This is a genomic window from Xylanibacter caecicola, from assembly GCF_013166515.1.
GTDB lineage: Bacteria > Bacteroidota > Bacteroidia > Bacteroidales > Bacteroidaceae > Prevotella > Prevotella caecicola.
Genome location: NZ_JABKKJ010000001.1, coordinates 257,313 through 275,174 on the forward strand (window position 1 = coordinate 257,313; position 17,862 = coordinate 275,174).

The 17,862-nt window shown below is 51.1% G+C and carries 14 protein-coding genes and 1 tRNA gene; 10 read left to right on the forward strand and 5 right to left on the reverse strand.

All coding sequences use genetic code 11. The features are described 5' to 3' along the window. Positions 1–56: 56 nt before the first annotated feature. Positions 57–138: transfer RNA gene (locus tag HPS54_RS01015), tRNA-Leu, on the reverse strand. 145 nt (positions 139–283) lie between these two features. Here HPS54_RS01015 and HPS54_RS01020 point away from each other — a divergent pair. Continuing rightward, positions 284–1,375 carry a mannose-1-phosphate guanylyltransferase gene (locus HPS54_RS01020; RefSeq protein WP_172343632.1) on the forward strand — a complete coding sequence of 364 codons (1,092 nt, stop codon included), beginning with the start codon at positions 284–286 and terminating at the stop codon, positions 1,373–1,375. Between the two features lie 84 nt (positions 1,376–1,459). On the opposite strand, the gene HPS54_RS01025 is transcribed toward HPS54_RS01020, so the two are convergent. Together HPS54_RS01025 and greA are read right to left on the reverse strand one after the other, a co-directional pair. Then, positions 1,460–1,861: an HIT family protein gene (locus HPS54_RS01025; protein ID WP_172343633.1), complete on the reverse strand. Its 402-nt coding sequence runs from the start codon at positions 1,859–1,861 to the stop codon at positions 1,460–1,462. Between the two features lie 6 nt (positions 1,862–1,867). Further along, positions 1,868–2,335, reverse strand: a complete 468-nt coding sequence (greA, locus tag HPS54_RS01030; protein ID WP_172343634.1) for a transcription elongation factor GreA — start codon at positions 2,333–2,335, stop codon at positions 1,868–1,870. A 221-nt stretch (positions 2,336–2,556) separates the two neighbouring features. On the opposite strand from greA, the gene HPS54_RS01035 reads away from it, so the two are divergent. Next, complete coding sequence (locus HPS54_RS01035; RefSeq protein ID WP_172343635.1) at positions 2,557–3,843, forward strand: L-cysteine desulfidase family protein; 1,287 nt, start codon at positions 2,557–2,559, stop codon at positions 3,841–3,843. A 3-nt stretch (positions 3,844–3,846) separates the two neighbouring features. Continuing rightward, a complete protein-coding gene (locus tag HPS54_RS01040; protein ID WP_172343636.1) occupies positions 3,847–5,880 on the forward strand; it encodes a protein-disulfide reductase DsbD family protein in 2,034 nt (677 codons plus the stop codon). Between the two features lie 141 nt (positions 5,881–6,021). Here the strand turns inward: HPS54_RS01040 and HPS54_RS01045 are convergent, their stop codons facing one another. Together HPS54_RS01045 and eno are read right to left on the reverse strand one after the other, a co-directional pair. Continuing rightward, positions 6,022–7,659 (reverse strand): pseudouridine synthase, encoded by a 1,638-nt coding sequence (locus tag HPS54_RS01045; protein WP_172343637.1) that lies wholly within the window; start codon positions 7,657–7,659, stop codon positions 6,022–6,024. A 171-nt stretch (positions 7,660–7,830) separates the two neighbouring features. Further along, a complete protein-coding gene (gene eno / locus HPS54_RS01050) occupies positions 7,831–9,138 on the reverse strand; it encodes a phosphopyruvate hydratase (protein ID WP_172343638.1) in 1,308 nt (435 codons plus the stop codon). Positions 9,139–9,731: 593 nt separating this feature from the next. On the opposite strand from eno, the gene HPS54_RS01055 reads away from it, so the two are divergent. From HPS54_RS01055 to HPS54_RS01085, 7 genes are all read left to right on the forward strand, one after another. Further along, complete coding sequence (locus tag HPS54_RS01055) at positions 9,732–11,648, forward strand: AAA domain-containing protein (protein ID WP_172343639.1); 1,917 nt, start codon at positions 9,732–9,734, stop codon at positions 11,646–11,648. Positions 11,649–11,763: 115 nt separating this feature from the next. Further along, positions 11,764–12,156 carry a hypothetical protein gene (locus HPS54_RS01060; protein ID WP_172343640.1) on the forward strand — a complete coding sequence of 131 codons (393 nt, stop codon included), beginning with the start codon at positions 11,764–11,766 and terminating at the stop codon, positions 12,154–12,156. Positions 12,157–12,364: 208 nt separating this feature from the next. Then, on the forward strand, positions 12,365–14,182 hold the full coding sequence (gene argS, locus HPS54_RS01065) for an arginine--tRNA ligase (RefSeq protein ID WP_172343641.1): 1,818 nt from the start codon (positions 12,365–12,367) through the stop codon (positions 14,180–14,182). A gap of 46 nt (positions 14,183–14,228) precedes the next feature. Continuing rightward, on the forward strand, positions 14,229–14,597 hold the full coding sequence (locus tag HPS54_RS01070; RefSeq protein ID WP_172343642.1) for a four helix bundle protein: 369 nt from the start codon (positions 14,229–14,231) through the stop codon (positions 14,595–14,597). Positions 14,598–14,696: 99 nt separating this feature from the next. Beyond that, on the forward strand, positions 14,697–15,167 hold the full coding sequence (locus tag HPS54_RS01075; protein WP_172343643.1) for an RNase H family protein: 471 nt from the start codon (positions 14,697–14,699) through the stop codon (positions 15,165–15,167). Between the two features lie 113 nt (positions 15,168–15,280). Beyond that, the gene (locus HPS54_RS01080) at positions 15,281–16,183 is read left to right on the forward strand and encodes a helix-turn-helix domain-containing protein (protein ID WP_172343644.1); all 903 of its coding nucleotides are present in this window, start codon (positions 15,281–15,283) and stop codon (positions 16,181–16,183) included. A 17-nt stretch (positions 16,184–16,200) separates the two neighbouring features. Continuing rightward, positions 16,201–17,520 (forward strand): acetylxylan esterase, encoded by a 1,320-nt coding sequence (locus HPS54_RS01085; RefSeq protein ID WP_172343645.1) that lies wholly within the window; start codon positions 16,201–16,203, stop codon positions 17,518–17,520. Positions 17,521–17,862: the final 342 nt, after the last annotated feature.

The window sequence follows — 17,862 nt, forward strand, 5'->3', positions numbered from 1 at the left end:
TATGATAAAATAAAAAGCCAAGCAGTTGATAATCCAACTCTTGGCTTTTGCTTCTGTACCCAGAGCCGGGGTCGAACCGGCACGGATTGCTCCACTGGTGTTTGAGACCAGCGCGTCTACCGATTCCGCCATCTGGGCTTTTCAGATGCCTTTTCATAAGACGGTGCAAAGATACTGATAATTTCTTAAACGGCAAACTTTTGTATGAAAAAACTTAAAAACCGTTGGCAGTGTCGGTAATAATATGTATATTAGTGCACCATTAATCATGAACTGATATATTATGAAATACAACGAGAATGACTTTTGCCTGATACTTGCCGGTGGAAAGGGGCGCAGGTTGTGGCCGTGCAGTAGGGAGAAGTGTCCCAAACAGTTTCTTGATTTCTTTTCAACGGGCAAGACTCTGTTGCAGCAGACATACGAGCGGATGACCGGAATAGTGCCCGAGGAAAACATATATATAAGTACAAACCACGAGTATGAGCATCTTGTAGAGGAACAGTTGCCGGGGATAAGCAGGGAAAGAATACTAAGTGAGCCTATATTCCGCAACACCGCGCCGAGCGTGGCATGGGCAACATACCGCATAGTGCATGTAAATCCCGATGCGCGCATTGTGGTGGTGCCGTCGGATCAGGCTGTGTTCAATGAAGATAAGTTCAGGGAGAATGTCCTTGCAGGACTTGACTTCGTAGGCAGCAACGACTCTCTTCTGACAATGGGGATAAAGCCCACGCGTCCGGAACCCGGCTACGGATATATCCAGATGGGCGAGAAGGCGAAGGCAGAGAATGTATACAAGGTTAAGACATTCACCGAAAAGCCCGACCGCGAGTTTGCCCGCATGTTCATGGACAGCGGCGAGTTCTACTGGAACACAGGTCTTTTCCTTGCCAACGTGCAGTATCTCCGCGAGTGTATGAAGAAAATCTTCCCTCCGGTGTTCCGCAAGATAGATACCGGAGGACATCCGGTTACGTTTGAAGAAGAGCTTGATTTCATTGAGGAGAACTTCCCTGCGTTTCCCAACCTGTCGATAGACTACGGTATATTGGAGAAGAACGACAACGTTTATGTTATGCGGTGCGACTTCGGCTGGGCTGACCTCGGTACGTGGCACTCCATATACGAGAGCATGAGCAAGGGCGATGACGACAATGTTGTGATAGGTTCGAAGGTGGTTCTTGCCGAGAGCAGCAACAACATTGTGAAGCTTCCGAAGGACCACCTCGGCGTGATACACGGGCTTGACGGGTATATTGTGGCTGAGAAAGGCAATGTCTTGCTTATCTGCAAGAAAGGAGATTCATCGGCACTGATACGTAAGTATATCAATGAAGTGCAGATAAAATACGGTGATGAGTTCATTTAGACTGTTACGCAAAATACAAAAGGCGGGTGTGTCGGCTTATTTTGACACACCCGCCTTTTGTATTTTGCGTTTCGTAAGACGTGCTTACAGCTTGCAGAACTCATCGTAAATCTTCCCGGCAATTGCCTTCATCTCGTCTTCATCGAGCTTCAGCTTGGGGTTGGAGAAGAGCATGTCCTTCTCGCTTTGCATCGGTATGAGGTGTATGTGGGCATGGGGCACCTCGAGACCGAGCACTGCCTGTCCCACCTTTATACACGGGAAAGCTCTCTTTATAGCCGTTGCCACCTTCTTGGCAAACACCTGAAACTCGGCAATCTCATCATCTTCCATGTCGAAGATGTAGTCAACCTCACGGCGCGGTATTACAAGAGTGTGTCCCTTTACGAGAGGGCTGATGTCGAGAAAGGCATAGAACCTGTCGCTCTCCGCACACTTGTAACTGGGTATCTCGCCCGCCGCTATCTTTGAGAATATTCCTGCCATGACCGTTTATTCTATCGTTATCTTGTCTATGCGCAGCTTTATCGTTCCGCGCGGAATTGTTATCTCAACCTCGTCGCCGACCTTCTTGTTGAGCAGTCCCTGTGCAATGGGCGTCTTGATGGATATCTTTCCCTCGCGCAGGTTTGCCTCGTTTTCGCTTACAATGGTGTATGTCATCTTCGCCTTGTTCGCCATATTGGTCATTTCCACCTTGGAAAGGATCTGCACGCATTCGGTGCTGAGGCGCGAAGTGTCCACGATTTTTGCCTCGGCAATGGCAAGTTTCATCTTGTTTATCTTGTCTTCCAGATGAGCCTGTGCCTCCTTTGCCGCGTCATACTCCGAGTTCTCACTCAAATCTCCTTTATCTCTTGCCTCTGCTATTGCGGCAGAAGCCTTCGGGCGTTCGATACTTTCCAAACGCTGAAGTTCGGCTATCATCTTATCATAGCCTTCCTGTGACATGTATGCCATAACTGTTTATTGTGTTTTCAGTTTTTCAAATGGTAAAGAAAATAACGGATTCTGACATCTGTGCGGTGTCAGAATCCATTATCCTTCGTAAACTTAACTCTTTTGCAAAGATAGCCATTATTTTCCAATCCGCCAATATTTTATATGCTAAAAGCATTGCTTTTAGATGTTTTATTTATACTTTTGCAGATAGATACATTATATATAATGATATAAGGTTTATGATAACAGATGCTGAAAGAAGTGCCATTACAGCCCTGATACGCAGTCAGGTTGTGCCGGCGATAGGATGCACCGAACCGGTTTCCGTTGCCCTGTGCGTGTCTCGTGCATCGGCTCTTATGGGGCGTGTTCCCGACAGTATAGAACTCAGTCTCAGTCTGAATATACTGAAAAATGCCATGGGTGTGGGCATTCCCGGCACAGGCATGGTGGGGCTTCCCATTGCTGTGGCACTGGGAGCGATTGTGGGCAGGCACGAACTGGGGCTTGAAGTGCTTCGCGACACCGATGCCGTTGCCGTGGAGAAGGCGCGCAGATATGTCGGTGAAGGGCGCATAAAGATTGCCCTTGAAGAGCACGACACCGACAAGCTGTTCATACGTGTGCTGTGCAGGAGCGGCGAAGACGAGACCGAGGCGATAATAAAGGGGCATCATACGGACTTTGTATATCTGAGGAAGAACTGTGACGTGCTTCTCGAGAAACAGGCCGGCACCGTGAGCGAGGAGAGCATTTGTGTTCCACTGACGTTGAGAAAAGTGTATGAGTATGCCACGACGACATGCACGGACGACATAAAATTCATACTTGAAGCCAAGCACCTTAATGAGAACGCGGCGCACAGCGGACTGACGGAGAACTACGGTCATGCCCTCGGCAAGACACTGTGCAGTCCCTTGGGACGCGGTATCATGGGCGATGGAATATTCTCGCGCATACTCTCCGTAACCAGTTGTGCCTGCGATGCGCGTATGGCAGGAGCCATGGTTCCCGTGATGAGCAACAGCGGAAGCGGCAACCAGGGCATCTGTGCCACCATGCCTGTGGTGGTGTTTGCCGAGGAAAACCACAACACCGAAGAAGAACTCATACGCGCACTTGTGCTTAGCAACCTCACGGCGATATATATAAAGCAGGCTCTCGGAGCGCTCTCCGCCCTTTGCGGATGTGTCGTTGCCAGTACGGGAAGCAGCTGCGGAATAACCTATCTTATGGGAGGAACATATGAGCAGGTGGCATTTTCGGTGAAGAACATGATTGCAAACCTCACCGGAATGATATGCGACGGCGCGAAACCGAGCTGTGCTTTGAAGCTGACTACAGGCGTGGGAACGGCGGTGATGAGTGCCATGCTTGCGATACAGAACAAACATGTGACGTCCGTAGAGGGCATCATAGACGATGATGTGGACCGCAGCATACACAATCTTACCGACATCGGCAGCAAGGGAATGAGCGAGACAGACCGCTTTGTGATGAATATAATGACAAACAAAACCAAATAATATATGATTAGAATAAGTTTCAAGATGCTTGCCGTGACTCTTTTCGCGGCGTTGCATGCTGCCGGTGTCATGGCGCAGGGCGACCTTCCCGTTCATTTCTCGGTGCAGCAGAAAGTAGTGTCTCCCACCGAGGTGGACGTAATATTCAGCGGAAAGATAGACAACGGGTGGCATGTGTATTCTACCGGACTGCCCGCCGACGGTCCGACATCAGCCGTTCTCAATACAGAAAAGGCTGAAGGCGCAAAGCCGATAGGCAAGCTGAAGGCGCTGGGACGTGAGATCTCGAACTTTGACCAGATATTCGGAATGAAGCTGCGCTACTTCGAAAAGAGCGTTACCTTTGTGCAACGGTATCAGATAACGGGAAAGACATACCGCTTGAAGGGCTATCTTGAATATGGAGCATGCAATGACGAGAACTGTATGCCGCCGACTCAGGTGGAGTTCTCTTATAGCGGAAAAGGTCCCGATGGTGCCCCTGAGGCAAAGGAAGAGGTTAAGGACGAAGCGACGGAAACGCCGGTTGCCGTCACCGCTGATAGTCTTTCCGCCGATACGGCGGCTGTTGCCGACACCCTGTCTGCCAATATAGGAGGCGACTTGTGGAAGCCCATGATAAAGGAGTTGCAGGCATTTAACGGAGACAACGGTAATACCGACCGTTCCCTTCTGTACATATTCCTTATGGGACTTGTCGGCGGTTTCGTTGCGCTTTTCACCCCTTGCGTGTGGCCTATCATACCTATGACGGTCAGTTTCTTCCTCAAACGTGCCAAGGACAAGAAGAAAGGAGTGCGCGACGCCATTACATACGGAGTGTCGATAATCGTCATTTATCTAACGTTGGGTATAGCCCTGACCGTCATTTTCGGTGCAAGCTTTGCCAATGCCCTTGCCACCAATGCTGTTGTAAACATTATCTTCTGTCTTCTTCTTGTTGTCTTCGCCCTGTCGTTCTTCGGCTGGTTCGAGCTGACATTGCCCTCATCGTGGACCAACAAGATAGACAGCAAGGCGTCATCGACAAGCGGTTTGCTGTCGATATTCCTCATGGCGTTCACTCTTGCACTTGTTTCGTTCTCATGTACGGGACCCATCATTGGTTTCCTGCTTGTCGAGGTCACTACGTCAGGCAGCTACATGGCACCTGCCATGGGTATGTTCGGCTTTGCCCTTGCCCTCGCTTTGCCTTTCACTCTCTTCGCCCTGTTCCCCACATGGCTCAAGCAGGCTCCGAAGTCGGGCAGCTGGATGAACACCATAAAGGTTGTTCTCGGATTTATCGAACTTGCCTTTGCCCTTAAGTTCTTCTCCGTTGCCGACCTCGCATACGGCTGGGGACTGCTCGACCGCGAAGTGTTCCTTGCCCTGTGGATAGTTATTTTCGGCATGCTCGGTCTGTATCTTATAGGCAAACTCAAGTTCCAGAGCGACATGTACGGCGAAGACAAGCCCATGCCCGTTGTCTGCATAATGCTCGGTATGGTGTCTTTTGCTTTCGTGGTATATATGATTCCCGGTCTGTGGGGTGCTCCCTGTAAGGCTGTCAGTGCCTTTGCACCGCCGATGAACACGCAGGACTTCAATCTTTATCACAACGAAGTGAAGCCTAAATATACCGATTATGAGGAGGGAATGGCTGCCGCCGCATCGCAGGGAAAGCCCGTCCTGATAGACTTTACGGGCTTCGGATGTGTCAACTGCCGTAAGATGGAGGCATCTGTATGGACCGATCCGCAGGTTGCCGACATTCTTAACAACGAATATATCCTTATCTCCCTTTACGTAGACGACAAGCGTCCGCTTGCCAAGCCGATGGAAGTGAGCCTGCCGGACGGTACCAGCAAGACCCTCCGCACAATAGGAGACAAGTGGAGCTACTTGCAGCAACGCAAGTTCGGAGCACTCGTCCAACCGTTCTATGTGCCTGTCGATGCGCAGGGAAATGTCCTCGGTTCTTCTTTCAGCTATAAGGAAGATGTGGGCGAATATGTGGATTTCCTTAAGAAGGGAATTGAGAAAGTTAAGAATTAAGAGGTAAGAATTAAGAATTTGCTGCCGCGGTTTTTGCTTATAAATTCTATAGATTATATAGGCTCTATAGGTTCTATAGATTGCGGGCTATAGGTTAATTGCTTGTAAGAACCGCGGCAGCAAATTCTTAATTCTTACCTCTTAATTCTTAATTACCTCAAACGCCTGGCGTTTGAGAGTAACCGGATGTGTGAATTCAAGATATTCCGCATGCAGATGCAGACGGTCTGCTTTCTTCCCATACAGTTCATCTCCCATTATCGGAATGCCCAGACCGTCGCTGTGGGCACAGTGCACACGCAGTTGGTGGGTGCGTCCGGTGTGCGGAAAGAGATGAATGTGTGTCTTTCCTCCTTCTGTTTTTATTACACGAAACTCTGTTATTGCCGTCTTGCCGTTGGCATAATCCACTTTCTGACGCGGTCGGTCGAAGATGTCCGGACAGAGAGGGAGTGATATCGTGCCATGTGCTGCACCGCGCCATGCGCCGTCGAGCACCGCATAATAACGCTTTCTGACGCTGTGCTGCCTGAACTGCTCCTGCAATGAACGGTGCACCTCCTTGGTCTTCGCCACCACCAAAAGTCCGGATGTAGCCATGTCGAGACGATGTACAATCATCGGACCGTCGGCATCGGGACAACGTTCCTTTGCGAACGATAATACGGAAGGACGCTCCGAACGTCCCGGCACGGACAAAAAATCCGCCGGCTTGTTGACGACCATAAGCCATTCGTCTTCATAAACAATATCCGGAAAAGCCTCTTTTCCGGCACAAAAGGCGGCTGCTTTGGCAGCGGATAACGGGTCGGTATCAACTTCTATACCTTTCAGCATGTGTCTAAGCAACGGCTTGCACTTGCCGCTGCACGACGGATAGAAGTGCCCTTGCCGGCGCAGTTCGTTTGCCGGCGGTGCTCCCCACCAGAATTCACCCATGCAGATAGGACGCAAACCGTTTCTGAAAGCATGCTGCAACATCTTCGGCGCGCAACAGTCTCCCGTTCCCGCCGGAGGCATCTTTCCCGTCTGTTCCATGAATATGTCTATCGTGTCCCTCGCCTCGCCGTGGGCGTTAAGCAGCACATATTGGCGGAACAGCCACTCTTGGAGGGCGTCAGACATTTCCTTGCGCTGCCTTTTCAGTGCCTTTATCCTTCCTTCCAACACATCGGCGTGCCGGGCAGCCTCTGCCGTTTTCTCCACGTAAAACTTCTTCATGCGCCGCAATTCGGCTTTCATAAATTGGCTTTCGCCTGCCATTGCCGCCTCTTCCTCTTCTTTTACAGGCTCGGCAGAGTGGCGTCGCGCGTCTCTTGCCGCCTTTGCCCGTGCCATTTCCTCCCTGTAACGGCATATCCTTTCGTCACCTTCCGCCTTTATCCTCTCTGCCTCCTTGCGCGCTTCGGCATATTCCCTGCTCTGTTCTATACGGTCAATCTCGATGTTCAGAGCAGTTATTTCGCTCTCGTGCGTCTTGAAATACCCTCCCGGTTGCTGTGCATCGAACACTGGCGGAACGAAGAAACCGTCATCTCCGGCATGTTGCAGTAGTCCGGAATACGCCGCAAGATACCCCGTCTGTCCTTCGCCGTCCTCCACAACAAGTACGCCGAACATCTTTCCTCCGTCCTTGTCACCGTCACACAGGCGGTGTGTCTCGATATATTCCTGCACCTCACGGGCGGCGAGAAGGCACAAGGGATGAGGTTCGTAGAAGAAAGGGAACGTGAACTTTTGCGGTTTTGGTATGTCGGTGGATAGCGGATGGAATGTCATTTTATGCTCTTTTTGATATGGTATATTGGATTTGTATGTCTTATAGGACCTATAAGTCTTATAAGTCCTATATGGCTTATAAAACCAGACAGGAACCAAGCCCCCTGCCTTAAACAAAATGAGGGCAGCCCCGTGCGGGCTCCCCTCATTGTCATTATGTGAAGTTTGGATTTACTTCAACTTTGTATAAGCATACTTTGAAGCTGCGCCCAGTTGCTCTTCGATGCGGATAAGCTGGTTGTACTTAGCCATACGGTCTGTGCGGCTCATAGAACCTGTCTTTATCTGACCGGAGTTTGTAGCCACTGCGATGTCAGCGATTGTTGTATCCTCTGTCTCGCCCGAACGGTGAGAAGTTACTGTCGTGTAACCGTGACGGTGAGCCATTTCGATGGCGTCGAGTGTCTCTGTCAGTGAACCTATCTGGTTAACCTTGATGAGGATAGAGTTTCCTGCACCCATCTGGATACCCTTCTGGAGGAACTTAACGTTTGTAACGAACAGGTCATCGCCTACAAGCTGGCAACGGTCGCCGATGGCAGCGGTGAGTTTAACCCAGTTTTCCCAGTCGTTCTCGTCAAGACCGTCCTCGATAGAGTCGATAGGATATTTTGTTATAAGTTCCTCGAGATACTTTATCTGCTCGTCTGCCGAGAGCTTCTTGCCGTTAGGATCCTTCTTCTTTCCGTTCTTCAGCTGGCGGTAGTCGTAGAACCATTCGCCATTTTCCTGTACTGCAAACTCGGAAGCAGCGCAGTCCATGGCAATCTTAACGTCTTTGCCCGGCTCGTAACCAGCGTCCTTGATAGCCTGTATGATGCTGTCGAGAGCGTCCTCTATGCCGTCGAAGTTAGGTGCAAAACCACCCTCATCACCTACGGCTGTAGACAGTCCGCGACCCTTAAGCAGTTTTGCAAGTGCGTGGAACACCTCTGCACCCATGCGGATAGACTCCTTAATAGACGTTGCGCCTACGGGACGTATCATAAACTCCTGGAAAGCGATGGGAGCGTCAGAGTGAGCACCGCCGTTGATGATGTTCATCATCGGAACGGGCATTGTGTAAGCGTTGCATCCGCCGATGTAGCGGTAGAGCGGCATGCCCAGAGCCTTTGCAGCAGCCTGTGCCGTAGCCAGTGACACGCCGAGGATGGCGTTTGCACCCAGCTTGCTCTTTGTGGGAGTACCGTCAAGCTCAAGCATCTTATTGTCGATTGCACGCTGGTTCAGTACGCAGTCGCCTTTCAGAGCCGGTGCGATGATAGTGTTTACGTTCTCAACAGCTTTCAGCACGCCCTTGCCAAGATAGCGGTTCTTGTCGCCGTCGCGAAGTTCCAGTGCCTCGTTTTCGCCTGTAGATGCTCCTGACGGAACGGCTGCACGGCCCATAACGCCGTTTTCGAGTGTTACTTCAACTTCAACTGTAGGATTACCTCTTGAGTCGAGGATTTCTCTTGCATGAACTTTCTCAATCTTCATAATTGCTTATTTTATTTAAAAACATTTAAATTACATACCAAATTGCACGTGCAAAGATACTTTCATTTAACCAATATAGAGAATAAAGTACTTTCTTATTTCCTTTCATTTAATTTTTTTTAACCCGTTGCCGTCTCCCTGCCGATTTCATACCCTTTTGCCCGTGCATCGCGGGAGATCACCCGCAGGCTTTGGTGGGGCATTTTAACAGGCTTTCTCCGTTGTATTGCAAACTGTCAATGAATGGCATGCCAAAATACTAATACAGCACCAGTAGGGACATATTCTTGTATTTGTCCGTTTATAACATCATGATATTCAATGGCTGTTTGGCGGACAAATACAAGAATATGTCCCTACACGTTATTATACGCCCGGTTGTTTATGTTTGGATACTTTTTGTTATCTTTGCATAGGACACACAGATGTTTATGCCGTTCCGGCACACGTGGAAAACTTCATGAGTGTGCCGCTTGTTTCCCGGAAGGTGACGTTTGGGCTTCCAATATGCCGCCTTTTAGACTCTGAAAGGCGGCATATTGGAGCCTGAAAGACGGTGTTTTGGAACCCAAAAGGTAAGATATTGAAAATCAATGACATACAAACAATATAAAAATAACGCTCCTGTGCCTCCCGTTCAGGCGCTACTGATGTTGCGCAAACTGCTCGAAACGGAGTATGAGGAGGAGAAGGAAGAATATCGCCGGCACAGCAATGCCGAGGCGTTGCCACGCAAGGTGAAGCGCGGCGATGCCTGGTTTCCCGTGCGTATGGGGCGAAGCTATTACAATTCGCTAAACCAACAGGTGATAGAAGTGCACCGTACTGCCGATGACGATGTGGAGCATAACTTCGAGTTCGGGCGACCGGTGTGTTTCTTTTCCGTGTCGGACAAGATAAGGTTCCATACCGTCACGGGTACCGTGAGCTATGTCGACGGCGACCGTATGGTGGTGTCGCTGCCCGACAGTTCGTCCATACCGGCACTGCAGAACATGGAGAACGCCGGTGTGCAGCTGTTCTTCGACGAGACGAGCTACCGTCTTATGTTCGAGGCTCTCGACCGTGCCATAAACGCCAAGGGCAACCGTCTTGCTTATCTGCGCGACCTGTTCGGCTCGCGCCGTGCACCCGAGACATTTACGTTTGCCCCGATGCGCTTTCCGTGGCTCAACTCCACACAGGAGCAGGCGGTGAACAATGTGCTGCGGGCAAAGGACGTGGCGGTGGTGCACGGACCTCCCGGAACGGGGAAGACAACGACACTTGTCGAAGCTATATACGAGACGCTGCACCGCGAGAACCAGGTGATGGTGTGCGCGCAGAGCAACATGGCGGTGGACTGGATAAGCGAGAAACTTGTGGACCGCGGCGTCAACGTTCTGCGTCTGGGCAACCCCACGCGTGTGAACGACAAGATGCTGTCGTTCACCTACGAACGTCGTTTCGAGGCACATCCCGACTATCCGCAGCTGTGGAGCATACGCAAGGCGATAAGAGAGCTGCGTGGCGCCCGAAACCGCAGATACGACGACAGCTATCACACAAAGTTGGACCGCCTGAAGAGCCGTGCCACGGAGATAGAGATACGCATAAACGCCGAAATGTTCGGCGAGGCGCGCGTGATAGCCTGCACACTGACGGGTGCCGCCAACCGCCTTTTGGATGGAATGAAGTTTGCCACATTGTTCATAGATGAGGCGGCGCAGGCTCTCGAACCTGCCTGCTGGATACCGTTGCGGCGCGCATCGCGCGTTATACTTGCCGGCGACCATTGTCAGCTGCCACCTACGGTGAAGAGTGTCGAATCCATGCGTGGCGGACTGGGCAGGACGCTCATGGAGCGCATAGCCGAGATTAAGCCCGAGGCGGTGACACTGCTAAAGATGCAGTATCGCATGAACGAGCGGATAATGAGGTTCTCGAGCGACTGGTTCTATGGCGGCATGGTGGAGAGCGCACCGCAGGTGGGACATCGCGGCATACTGGACTATGACACGCCGATGGTGTGGATTGACACATCGGAGATAGGTACGGACAATGACGGTCGACCGCTGTTCGAGGAACAGTTTGTGGGCGAGAGCTTTGGCAGGATAAACAAGGCGGAGGCGATGCTGACACTTGCCACGCTCGAAAGCTATTTCAAGAAGATAGGCAAACAGCGTGTGCTCGACGAGAGTATAGACGTGGGCGTTATCTCGCCCTACCGTGCACAGGTGCAATATGTGCGTCGGCTGATAAAGAAAAAGGAATTTTTCAAACCCTTCCGCCACCTCATCAGCATAAATACCGTGGACGGTTTTCAGGGACAGGAGCGCGACATAGTCCTAATATCCCTCGTGCGTGCCAACGCCGAAGGGCAGATAGGTTTTCTTCGTGACCTGCGCCGCATGAACGTGGCGATGACGCGTGCCCGCATGAAACTCATCATTCTGGGCGATGCCGGTACGATGACGCGCCATCCGTTTTACAAGAAACTGTATGAATACGTCAGGAGTTTGGAATTTTGAATTACGAGTTTGAAGTTACGAATTACGAGTTTGGAATTACGAATTACGAATTGGCGGGTTGTTGTCCCCGCACCAATTATAAATTAAAAATTATGAATTATAAATTATAAAAGCGATGCTTGAACGTGACTATATCATGCGCCTTATCCGCGAGTTTATGGCGGCACTTGCCCGGATGCTTGAGAAAAAGGAGATTGAAGGCAGGCGCGAGGCTCTGCGAAAGCTTTATGAGCAGTATGTGGGACCATACGACTTCTACCACATAATGTCCGTGGACGACATCATGCAGTCGTTCACAAAATATCCCGAGAGCGAGCGTCTGTACCGCATGGAGATGCTTGCCGAGCTGTATTATGCCGAGGCGGACATGCTATCGGAGCCGGTACGCGGCAATATCATTTCACTTGCCATTAATCTTTTCAGTTTTATAGACCGCAACAGCAAGACATTTTCGTTTGAACGGAAAAGTAAGATGGAGAAGCTGAAGGAGTTAAGAATTAAGAGTTAAGAATTTGCCGGCGCGCTTCATCAATTAGACTAATTGGACTAATAAGACTAATATGACTTATAAGCCCTATATGGCTTATATGCTTTTTTGCAAAAAGTACCCCTGTAAACCCTCAATATTTAACTCTTAACTCTTAATTCTTAATTCTTAATTCTTAATTTCCTTAATTCTTTATTACCTTTGCACCCGCAAATATATATAATAAGGTATGAGTATAGAAAATAAGATATGCGGTTCGGTCATCAAGGCGGTGAAAGAACTTTACGGCGCGGACGTGCCGGAGACGATGGTGCAGTTGCAGAAGACAAAGCGCGAGTTTGAGGGAAACCTCACGCTGGTGGTGTTCCCCTTTCTGAAGATATCGCGCAAGAAGCCGGAGGACACGGCGCAGGAGATAGGCGAATATCTTAAGGCGAACGACGAGAACATTTCTACATTCAACGTGGTGAAAGGATTTCTTAATCTTGTAATCGCCCCCGCGGCATGGATAGGGCTGCTCAACAGCATCAACGCCGACGAGAAATACGGCGAGAAGCAGGCGGGCGAAGACAGTCCGCTGGTGATGATAGAATATTCGTCGCCCAACACCAACAAACCCCTTCACCTCGGACATGTGCGCAACAACCTGCTCGGCTGGAGCCTTGCGCAGATAATGCAGGCAAACGGCAACAAAGTGGTGAAGACAAACATAGTGAACGACCGCGGCATACATATATGCAAGTCGATGCTTGCATGGCTGAAATACGGCAACGGCGAGACACCGGAGACGAGCGGCAAGAAGGGCGACCACCTGATAGGCGACTACTATGTGGCTTTTGACAAGCACTATCGTGCGGAGGTGAAACAGCTCACGGAGCAGTATGTGGCAGAGGGCATGGGTGCCGAAGAGGCAGAGAAGAAAGCCAAAGAAGAGGCTCCGCTCATCAAGGAAGCTCACGAGATGTTGGTGAAGTGGGAGCAGAACGACCCCGAGGTGCGCGCCCTGTGGAAGAAGATGAACGACTGGGTTTATGCCGGCTTTGACGAGACGTACAAGGCAATGGGCGTCGGTTTCGACAAGATATACTACGAGTCGGACACTTATCTTAAGGGTAAGGCGAAGGTGGAAGAGGGACTTGCAAAGGGACTCTTCTTCCGCAAGGACGACAACAGCGTGTGGGCTGACCTCACCGGCGAGGGACTCGACCAGAAACTTCTGCTGCGTTCGGACGGCACATCGGTATATATGACGCAGGACATCGGCACGGCGGAGATGCGTTTCAAGGATTATCCCATAGACAAGATGATATATGTTGTGGGCAACGAGCAGAACTACCACTTCCAGGTACTGTCTATATTGCTCGACCGTCTCGGCTTCAAGTGGGGTAAAGAGCTTGTACACTTCTCATACGGAATGGTGGAGCTGCCCAACGGAAAGATGAAGAGCCGCGAGGGAACCGTGGTGGACGCCGACGAGCTTGTTGCCGAAATGATATACGACGCGAAGAAGACGAGCGAAGAGCTGGGCAAGTTCAACGACATGACCGAGGAGGAGCGCAACGAGATTGCACGTATCGTAGGTATGGGAGCGTTGAAGTACTTCATCCTCAAGGTGGACGCACGCAAGAACATGCTGTTCAATCCGGAGGAGAGTATCGACTTCAACGGAAACACAGGACCGTTCATCCAGTACACATACGCCCGTATACGTAGCATCATGCGCAAGGCTGCGGAACAGCAGATTGCCGTTCCCGAGACGCTTGACAGCAACATGCCGCTGAACGACAAGGAAGTGGAGCTGATACAGAAGATGAGCGAATATGGCGCAGCGGTGGCTCAGGCTGGCAAGGACTATAGTCCGAGCGGCATTGCCAACTACTGCTATGAGCTGACGAAGCAGTTCAACCAGTTCTATCACGACTACAGCATTCTGCGTGAGGAAGACCCCGCCAAGGTTCTCGTGCGCCTTGTTCTGGCACAGAACGTCGCCAAGACGATAAAGAACGGAATGGCGTTGCTGGGCATCGAAGTGCCGGAGAGAATGTGATTTAATTTATAATTCATAATTGATAATTTATAATTCTGGGGACGCGATGAGGGGGCGTGAGGACAATGCGGTTGTGCAGAAAAGCTATGATTTCAGCCTGAGATGCGTCAAGTTGTACAAGTATCTGTGCGACAATGGCGGCAATTATATAATAGGTAAGCAACTGTTGAGAAGCGGAACGAGTGTATGCGCCAACGTCAGAGAGTCGCAACGGGCACAGACAAAGCCCGATTTTATTACGAAATTGTATATCGCCCTGAAAGAAGCAAGCGAGACAGAGTATTGGATAGAGTTGTTGAGAGATGCCGAATATATATCGGTGAAGCAGGCAGACTGCATGCAGGCAGACTGCATAGAGCTTATAAAGCTGCTTACATCGATTATAAAGTCGGTAAAGGAAAACAGCAAACAATAGTCCTCCTCAATTATAAATTATCAATTGTAGATTATCAATCGCATCCCACCCGATTATAAATTGTCAATCGTATCCCCTCCCAATTATAAATTATAAATTATGAATTATAAATTATCCGACGTTCCCGACTGGCGTAACGACACTGTGCTGCCGTTGCACAAGGACGTGAAAGCCGCCGCATGGGCGGTGGATGCGGCGTGCAGCGGCAATCCCGGTCCCATGGAATACAGGGGTGTGGACCTTGCCACTGGCGCGACGGTGTTTCACTTCGGACCGCTCCGCGGCACCAACAACATAGGCGAGTTTCTTGCCATTGTGCACGCCATGGCGCTTATGGAGCGGCAGGGGATAAAGGACAAGGTTATATACAGCGACAGCTACAACGCCATTCTGTGGGTGAGCAAGAAGAAGTGCAAGACAAAGCTGGAGCGTAATGCCGCGACGGAGCAGCTTTACGGCATCATAGAACGTGCCGAGGCGTGGCTGAGGACGCATGAGGTGAGGGTGCCCGTGATAAAGTGGGAGACAGCGAAGTGGGGCGAGGTGCCTGCCGACTTCGGGCGGAAATGACGCGGCATGCGGTGCGGCGGCAAGGGCATGGAAGTTCTTTTTTTATGCCTGATATATTGTAAGATAGCATCTTTTTTGTTAATTTTGTGGGTAAAGGAGCAAAGTATTTGTATATGGAAAAGGTGATAAGGATAGACTCGGCAGAGTCTTACAACAGCATTTACGGTTTTGAGACGCACCACCCTTTGGTTGCGGTGGTAGACCTTCACGGCACCGATCCGTCGGCACTTCCTGTTGAAACGACGTTCAGCTACGGCATGTATGCCGTCTTTCTGAAGCAGACATATTGCGGGGATATCACCTACGGACGCCAGCCATACGACTATCAGGAGGGTACGGTGACGAGTTTCGCGCCTGGGCAGGTGGTCCATGTGAAGCGTGTGCCCGACTTCAAGCCCAACGCCATCGGGCTTCTTTTCCATCCTGACCTTATCCGCGGCACGTCGCTGGCACGCGAGATGAAGCGATACTCGTTCTTTTCCTATTCCTCGCGCGAGGCGCTGCACCTCTCCGAAGAGGAGAAGACGATTTTCTGCGACTGTCTTGCACGTATAAAGGAAGAGACGGAGCGACCAGCCGACCGTCACTCGCGTAAGATTATATGCAGCAACATAGAGATGCTTCTCGATTACTGCATGCGCTTTTACGAGCGTCAGTTCGTTACGCGCAAGGAGGCGAACCACGACGTGCTGACGAAGTTCGAGAGCGAGATGAACCGCTACTTCGAGGGCGGCAAGCCTGCTCATGAGGGTCTGCCGTCGGTGAAGTATTTTGCCGAACAGTGTTTCCTGTCGCCCAATTACTTCGGCGATCTGATAAAGAAGGAGACGGGGCGCACGCCGCAGGAGTATATCCGCGTGAAGATAATAGAGCTTGCCAAGGACGAACTGCTCGGCACCACGCGCACGATAAGCGAGATAAGCAACAGGCTGGGCTTTCAGTATTCGCAGCACTTCAACCGCTTCTTCAAGCGCGCCACGGGCAAGACGCCGGGCGAATACAGACTGATGCAATGACAAGACACACGATAAAAATGAAAAGCAGATTTATTCTTATTACATTGTTTCTGTGCTGCTGCCTCGTGAGGAGCGGCGCGGAGAACTATCCCTATCGCTCGGACGTGCTGTGGGTGACCGTGCCCGACCATGCCGACTGGCTCTATGAGACGGGTGAGAAGGCGGTTGTGGACGTGCAGCTCTACAGGTATGGCATTCCCGAGGACGCCGTGGTGAGCTATTCCGTGGCGGACGACATGATGAAAGGCGACGTCGACGGCACGGTGAAGCTGAGCCGGGGCAGGGCGCGCGTGAACATCGGCACAAGAAAGACGCCGGGCTTCCGCGACCTCCGACTGACGGCGACCGTCGGCGGAAAGAAATACAGTCATCATATAAAGGTGGGCTTCTCGGTGGACAAGATACGCCCCTTCACCAAGGAACCGGCGGACTTCATGGAGTACTGGAAAGACGGCATCGACGAGATGCGGGCACGCCCTCTTGCGTTCACGAAGGAGCTTGCCCGGGAGTATTGCACGCCGAAGATGGACTGCTTCCTCGTCAGGCTCGAGCTTAACGGCCGGGGGCAGGCGGTCTACGGATATCTTTTCATACCCAAGGATGCCGCCGCCGGCAGCTGTCCCGCCGTGCTCTGCCCTCCTGGAGCGGGCATAAAGACGATAAAGGAGCCGCTGCGCCACCGCTACTATGGCGAGAACGGCTTTATAAGGCTCGAGATGGAGATACACGGACTGGACCCGCGGCTGCCCGAACCGATGTTTCGCGACATCAGCAACGCCTTCAACGGGCGCGACAACGGGTATCTTGCAAACGGACTGGACAACCGCGACCGCTACTACATGAGGCGCGTTTATCTCGCCCTCGTGCGGGCGCTGGACCTGCTCGCGTCGCTGCCCCAGTGGGACGGTACGAACCTTGCGGTGCAGGGCGGCAGTCAGGGTGGCGCCCTGGCGATAGTGGCGGCGGCTCTGGACAGTCGCGTCACGCAGTGCGTTGTCAACCACCCCGCGCTGAGCGACATGGCGGCATACTCCGCCGGAAAGACCGGAGGGTATCCTCACTTCAACAAGATGATGGGCATGATGACGACGGACAACATCAGGACGATGGCGTATTACGACGTGGTGAACTTCGCCCGTCATGTCAAGGCGGATACCTACATGACGTGGGGCTATAACGACGACACGTGCCCGCCGACGACGAGCTATGCCGTGTGGAACGTACTTTCGTGTCCGAAAGAATCGCTTATAACGCCGATAAACGAGCACTGGACGTCGGACGCAACGGAGTACGGACAGTTCGAATGGATAAGGCGCCACCTCCGGAAAAAGCCTTGAAAACATACTGCGGAGCGTCTCTTTTCACAGAGAGAGGCGATATATGGAATTTTGGATCGATCGAAAATAATTTTTGGATCGATCCAAAATTTTTTCTGGAACGTTCCAAAATTTCTTCCGGCACGTTCCAAAAATTTTTTTGGATCGATCCAAAATTTCGTCCGGCACGTGCCCCGTTTGCAGGGGGATGGTATATAATAAGGAGATAGAATGGAGATAAAGGGAGAAATGTGGCTTGCGCCACGGGAGATAAAGGACAATGGTATCAGGAGGATAGGGGATATAATAAGGAAATAAGGTATATATAATAAGGAGATAAAGGAAGATAGGAGAAGATAAAGG

What these genes read in the sequence shown, in the direction of transcription:
- HPS54_RS01080 (WP_172343644.1), top strand. Translation starts at nt 15,281, where the DNA reads ATGGAAAAGGTGATAAGGATAGACTCGGCAGAGTCTTACAACAGCATT.
- HPS54_RS01070 (WP_172343642.1), top strand. Translation starts at nt 14,229, where the DNA reads ATGAGGGGGCGTGAGGACAATGCGGTTGTGCAGAAAAGCTATGATTTC.
- HPS54_RS01075 (WP_172343643.1), top strand. Translation starts at nt 14,697, where the DNA reads ATGAATTATAAATTATCCGACGTTCCCGACTGGCGTAACGACACTGTG.
- HPS54_RS01035 (WP_172343635.1), top strand. Translation starts at nt 2,557, where the DNA reads ATGATAACAGATGCTGAAAGAAGTGCCATTACAGCCCTGATACGCAGT.
- HPS54_RS01085 (WP_172343645.1), top strand. Translation starts at nt 16,201, where the DNA reads ATGAAAAGCAGATTTATTCTTATTACATTGTTTCTGTGCTGCTGCCTC.
- HPS54_RS01045 (WP_172343637.1), bottom strand. Translation starts at nt 7,659, where the DNA reads ATGACATTCCATCCGCTATCCACCGACATACCAAAACCGCAAAAGTTC.
- HPS54_RS01055 (WP_172343639.1), top strand. Translation starts at nt 9,732, where the DNA reads ATGACATACAAACAATATAAAAATAACGCTCCTGTGCCTCCCGTTCAG.
- argS (WP_172343641.1), top strand. Translation starts at nt 12,365, where the DNA reads ATGAGTATAGAAAATAAGATATGCGGTTCGGTCATCAAGGCGGTGAAA.
- eno (WP_172343638.1), bottom strand. Translation starts at nt 9,138, where the DNA reads ATGAAGATTGAGAAAGTTCATGCAAGAGAAATCCTCGACTCAAGAGGT.
- greA (WP_172343634.1), bottom strand. Translation starts at nt 2,335, where the DNA reads ATGGCATACATGTCACAGGAAGGCTATGATAAGATGATAGCCGAACTT.
- HPS54_RS01025 (WP_172343633.1), bottom strand. Translation starts at nt 1,861, where the DNA reads ATGGCAGGAATATTCTCAAAGATAGCGGCGGGCGAGATACCCAGTTAC.
- HPS54_RS01020 (WP_172343632.1), top strand. Translation starts at nt 284, where the DNA reads ATGAAATACAACGAGAATGACTTTTGCCTGATACTTGCCGGTGGAAAG.
- HPS54_RS01040 (WP_172343636.1), top strand. Translation starts at nt 3,847, where the DNA reads ATGATTAGAATAAGTTTCAAGATGCTTGCCGTGACTCTTTTCGCGGCG.
- HPS54_RS01060 (WP_172343640.1), top strand. Translation starts at nt 11,764, where the DNA reads ATGCTTGAACGTGACTATATCATGCGCCTTATCCGCGAGTTTATGGCG.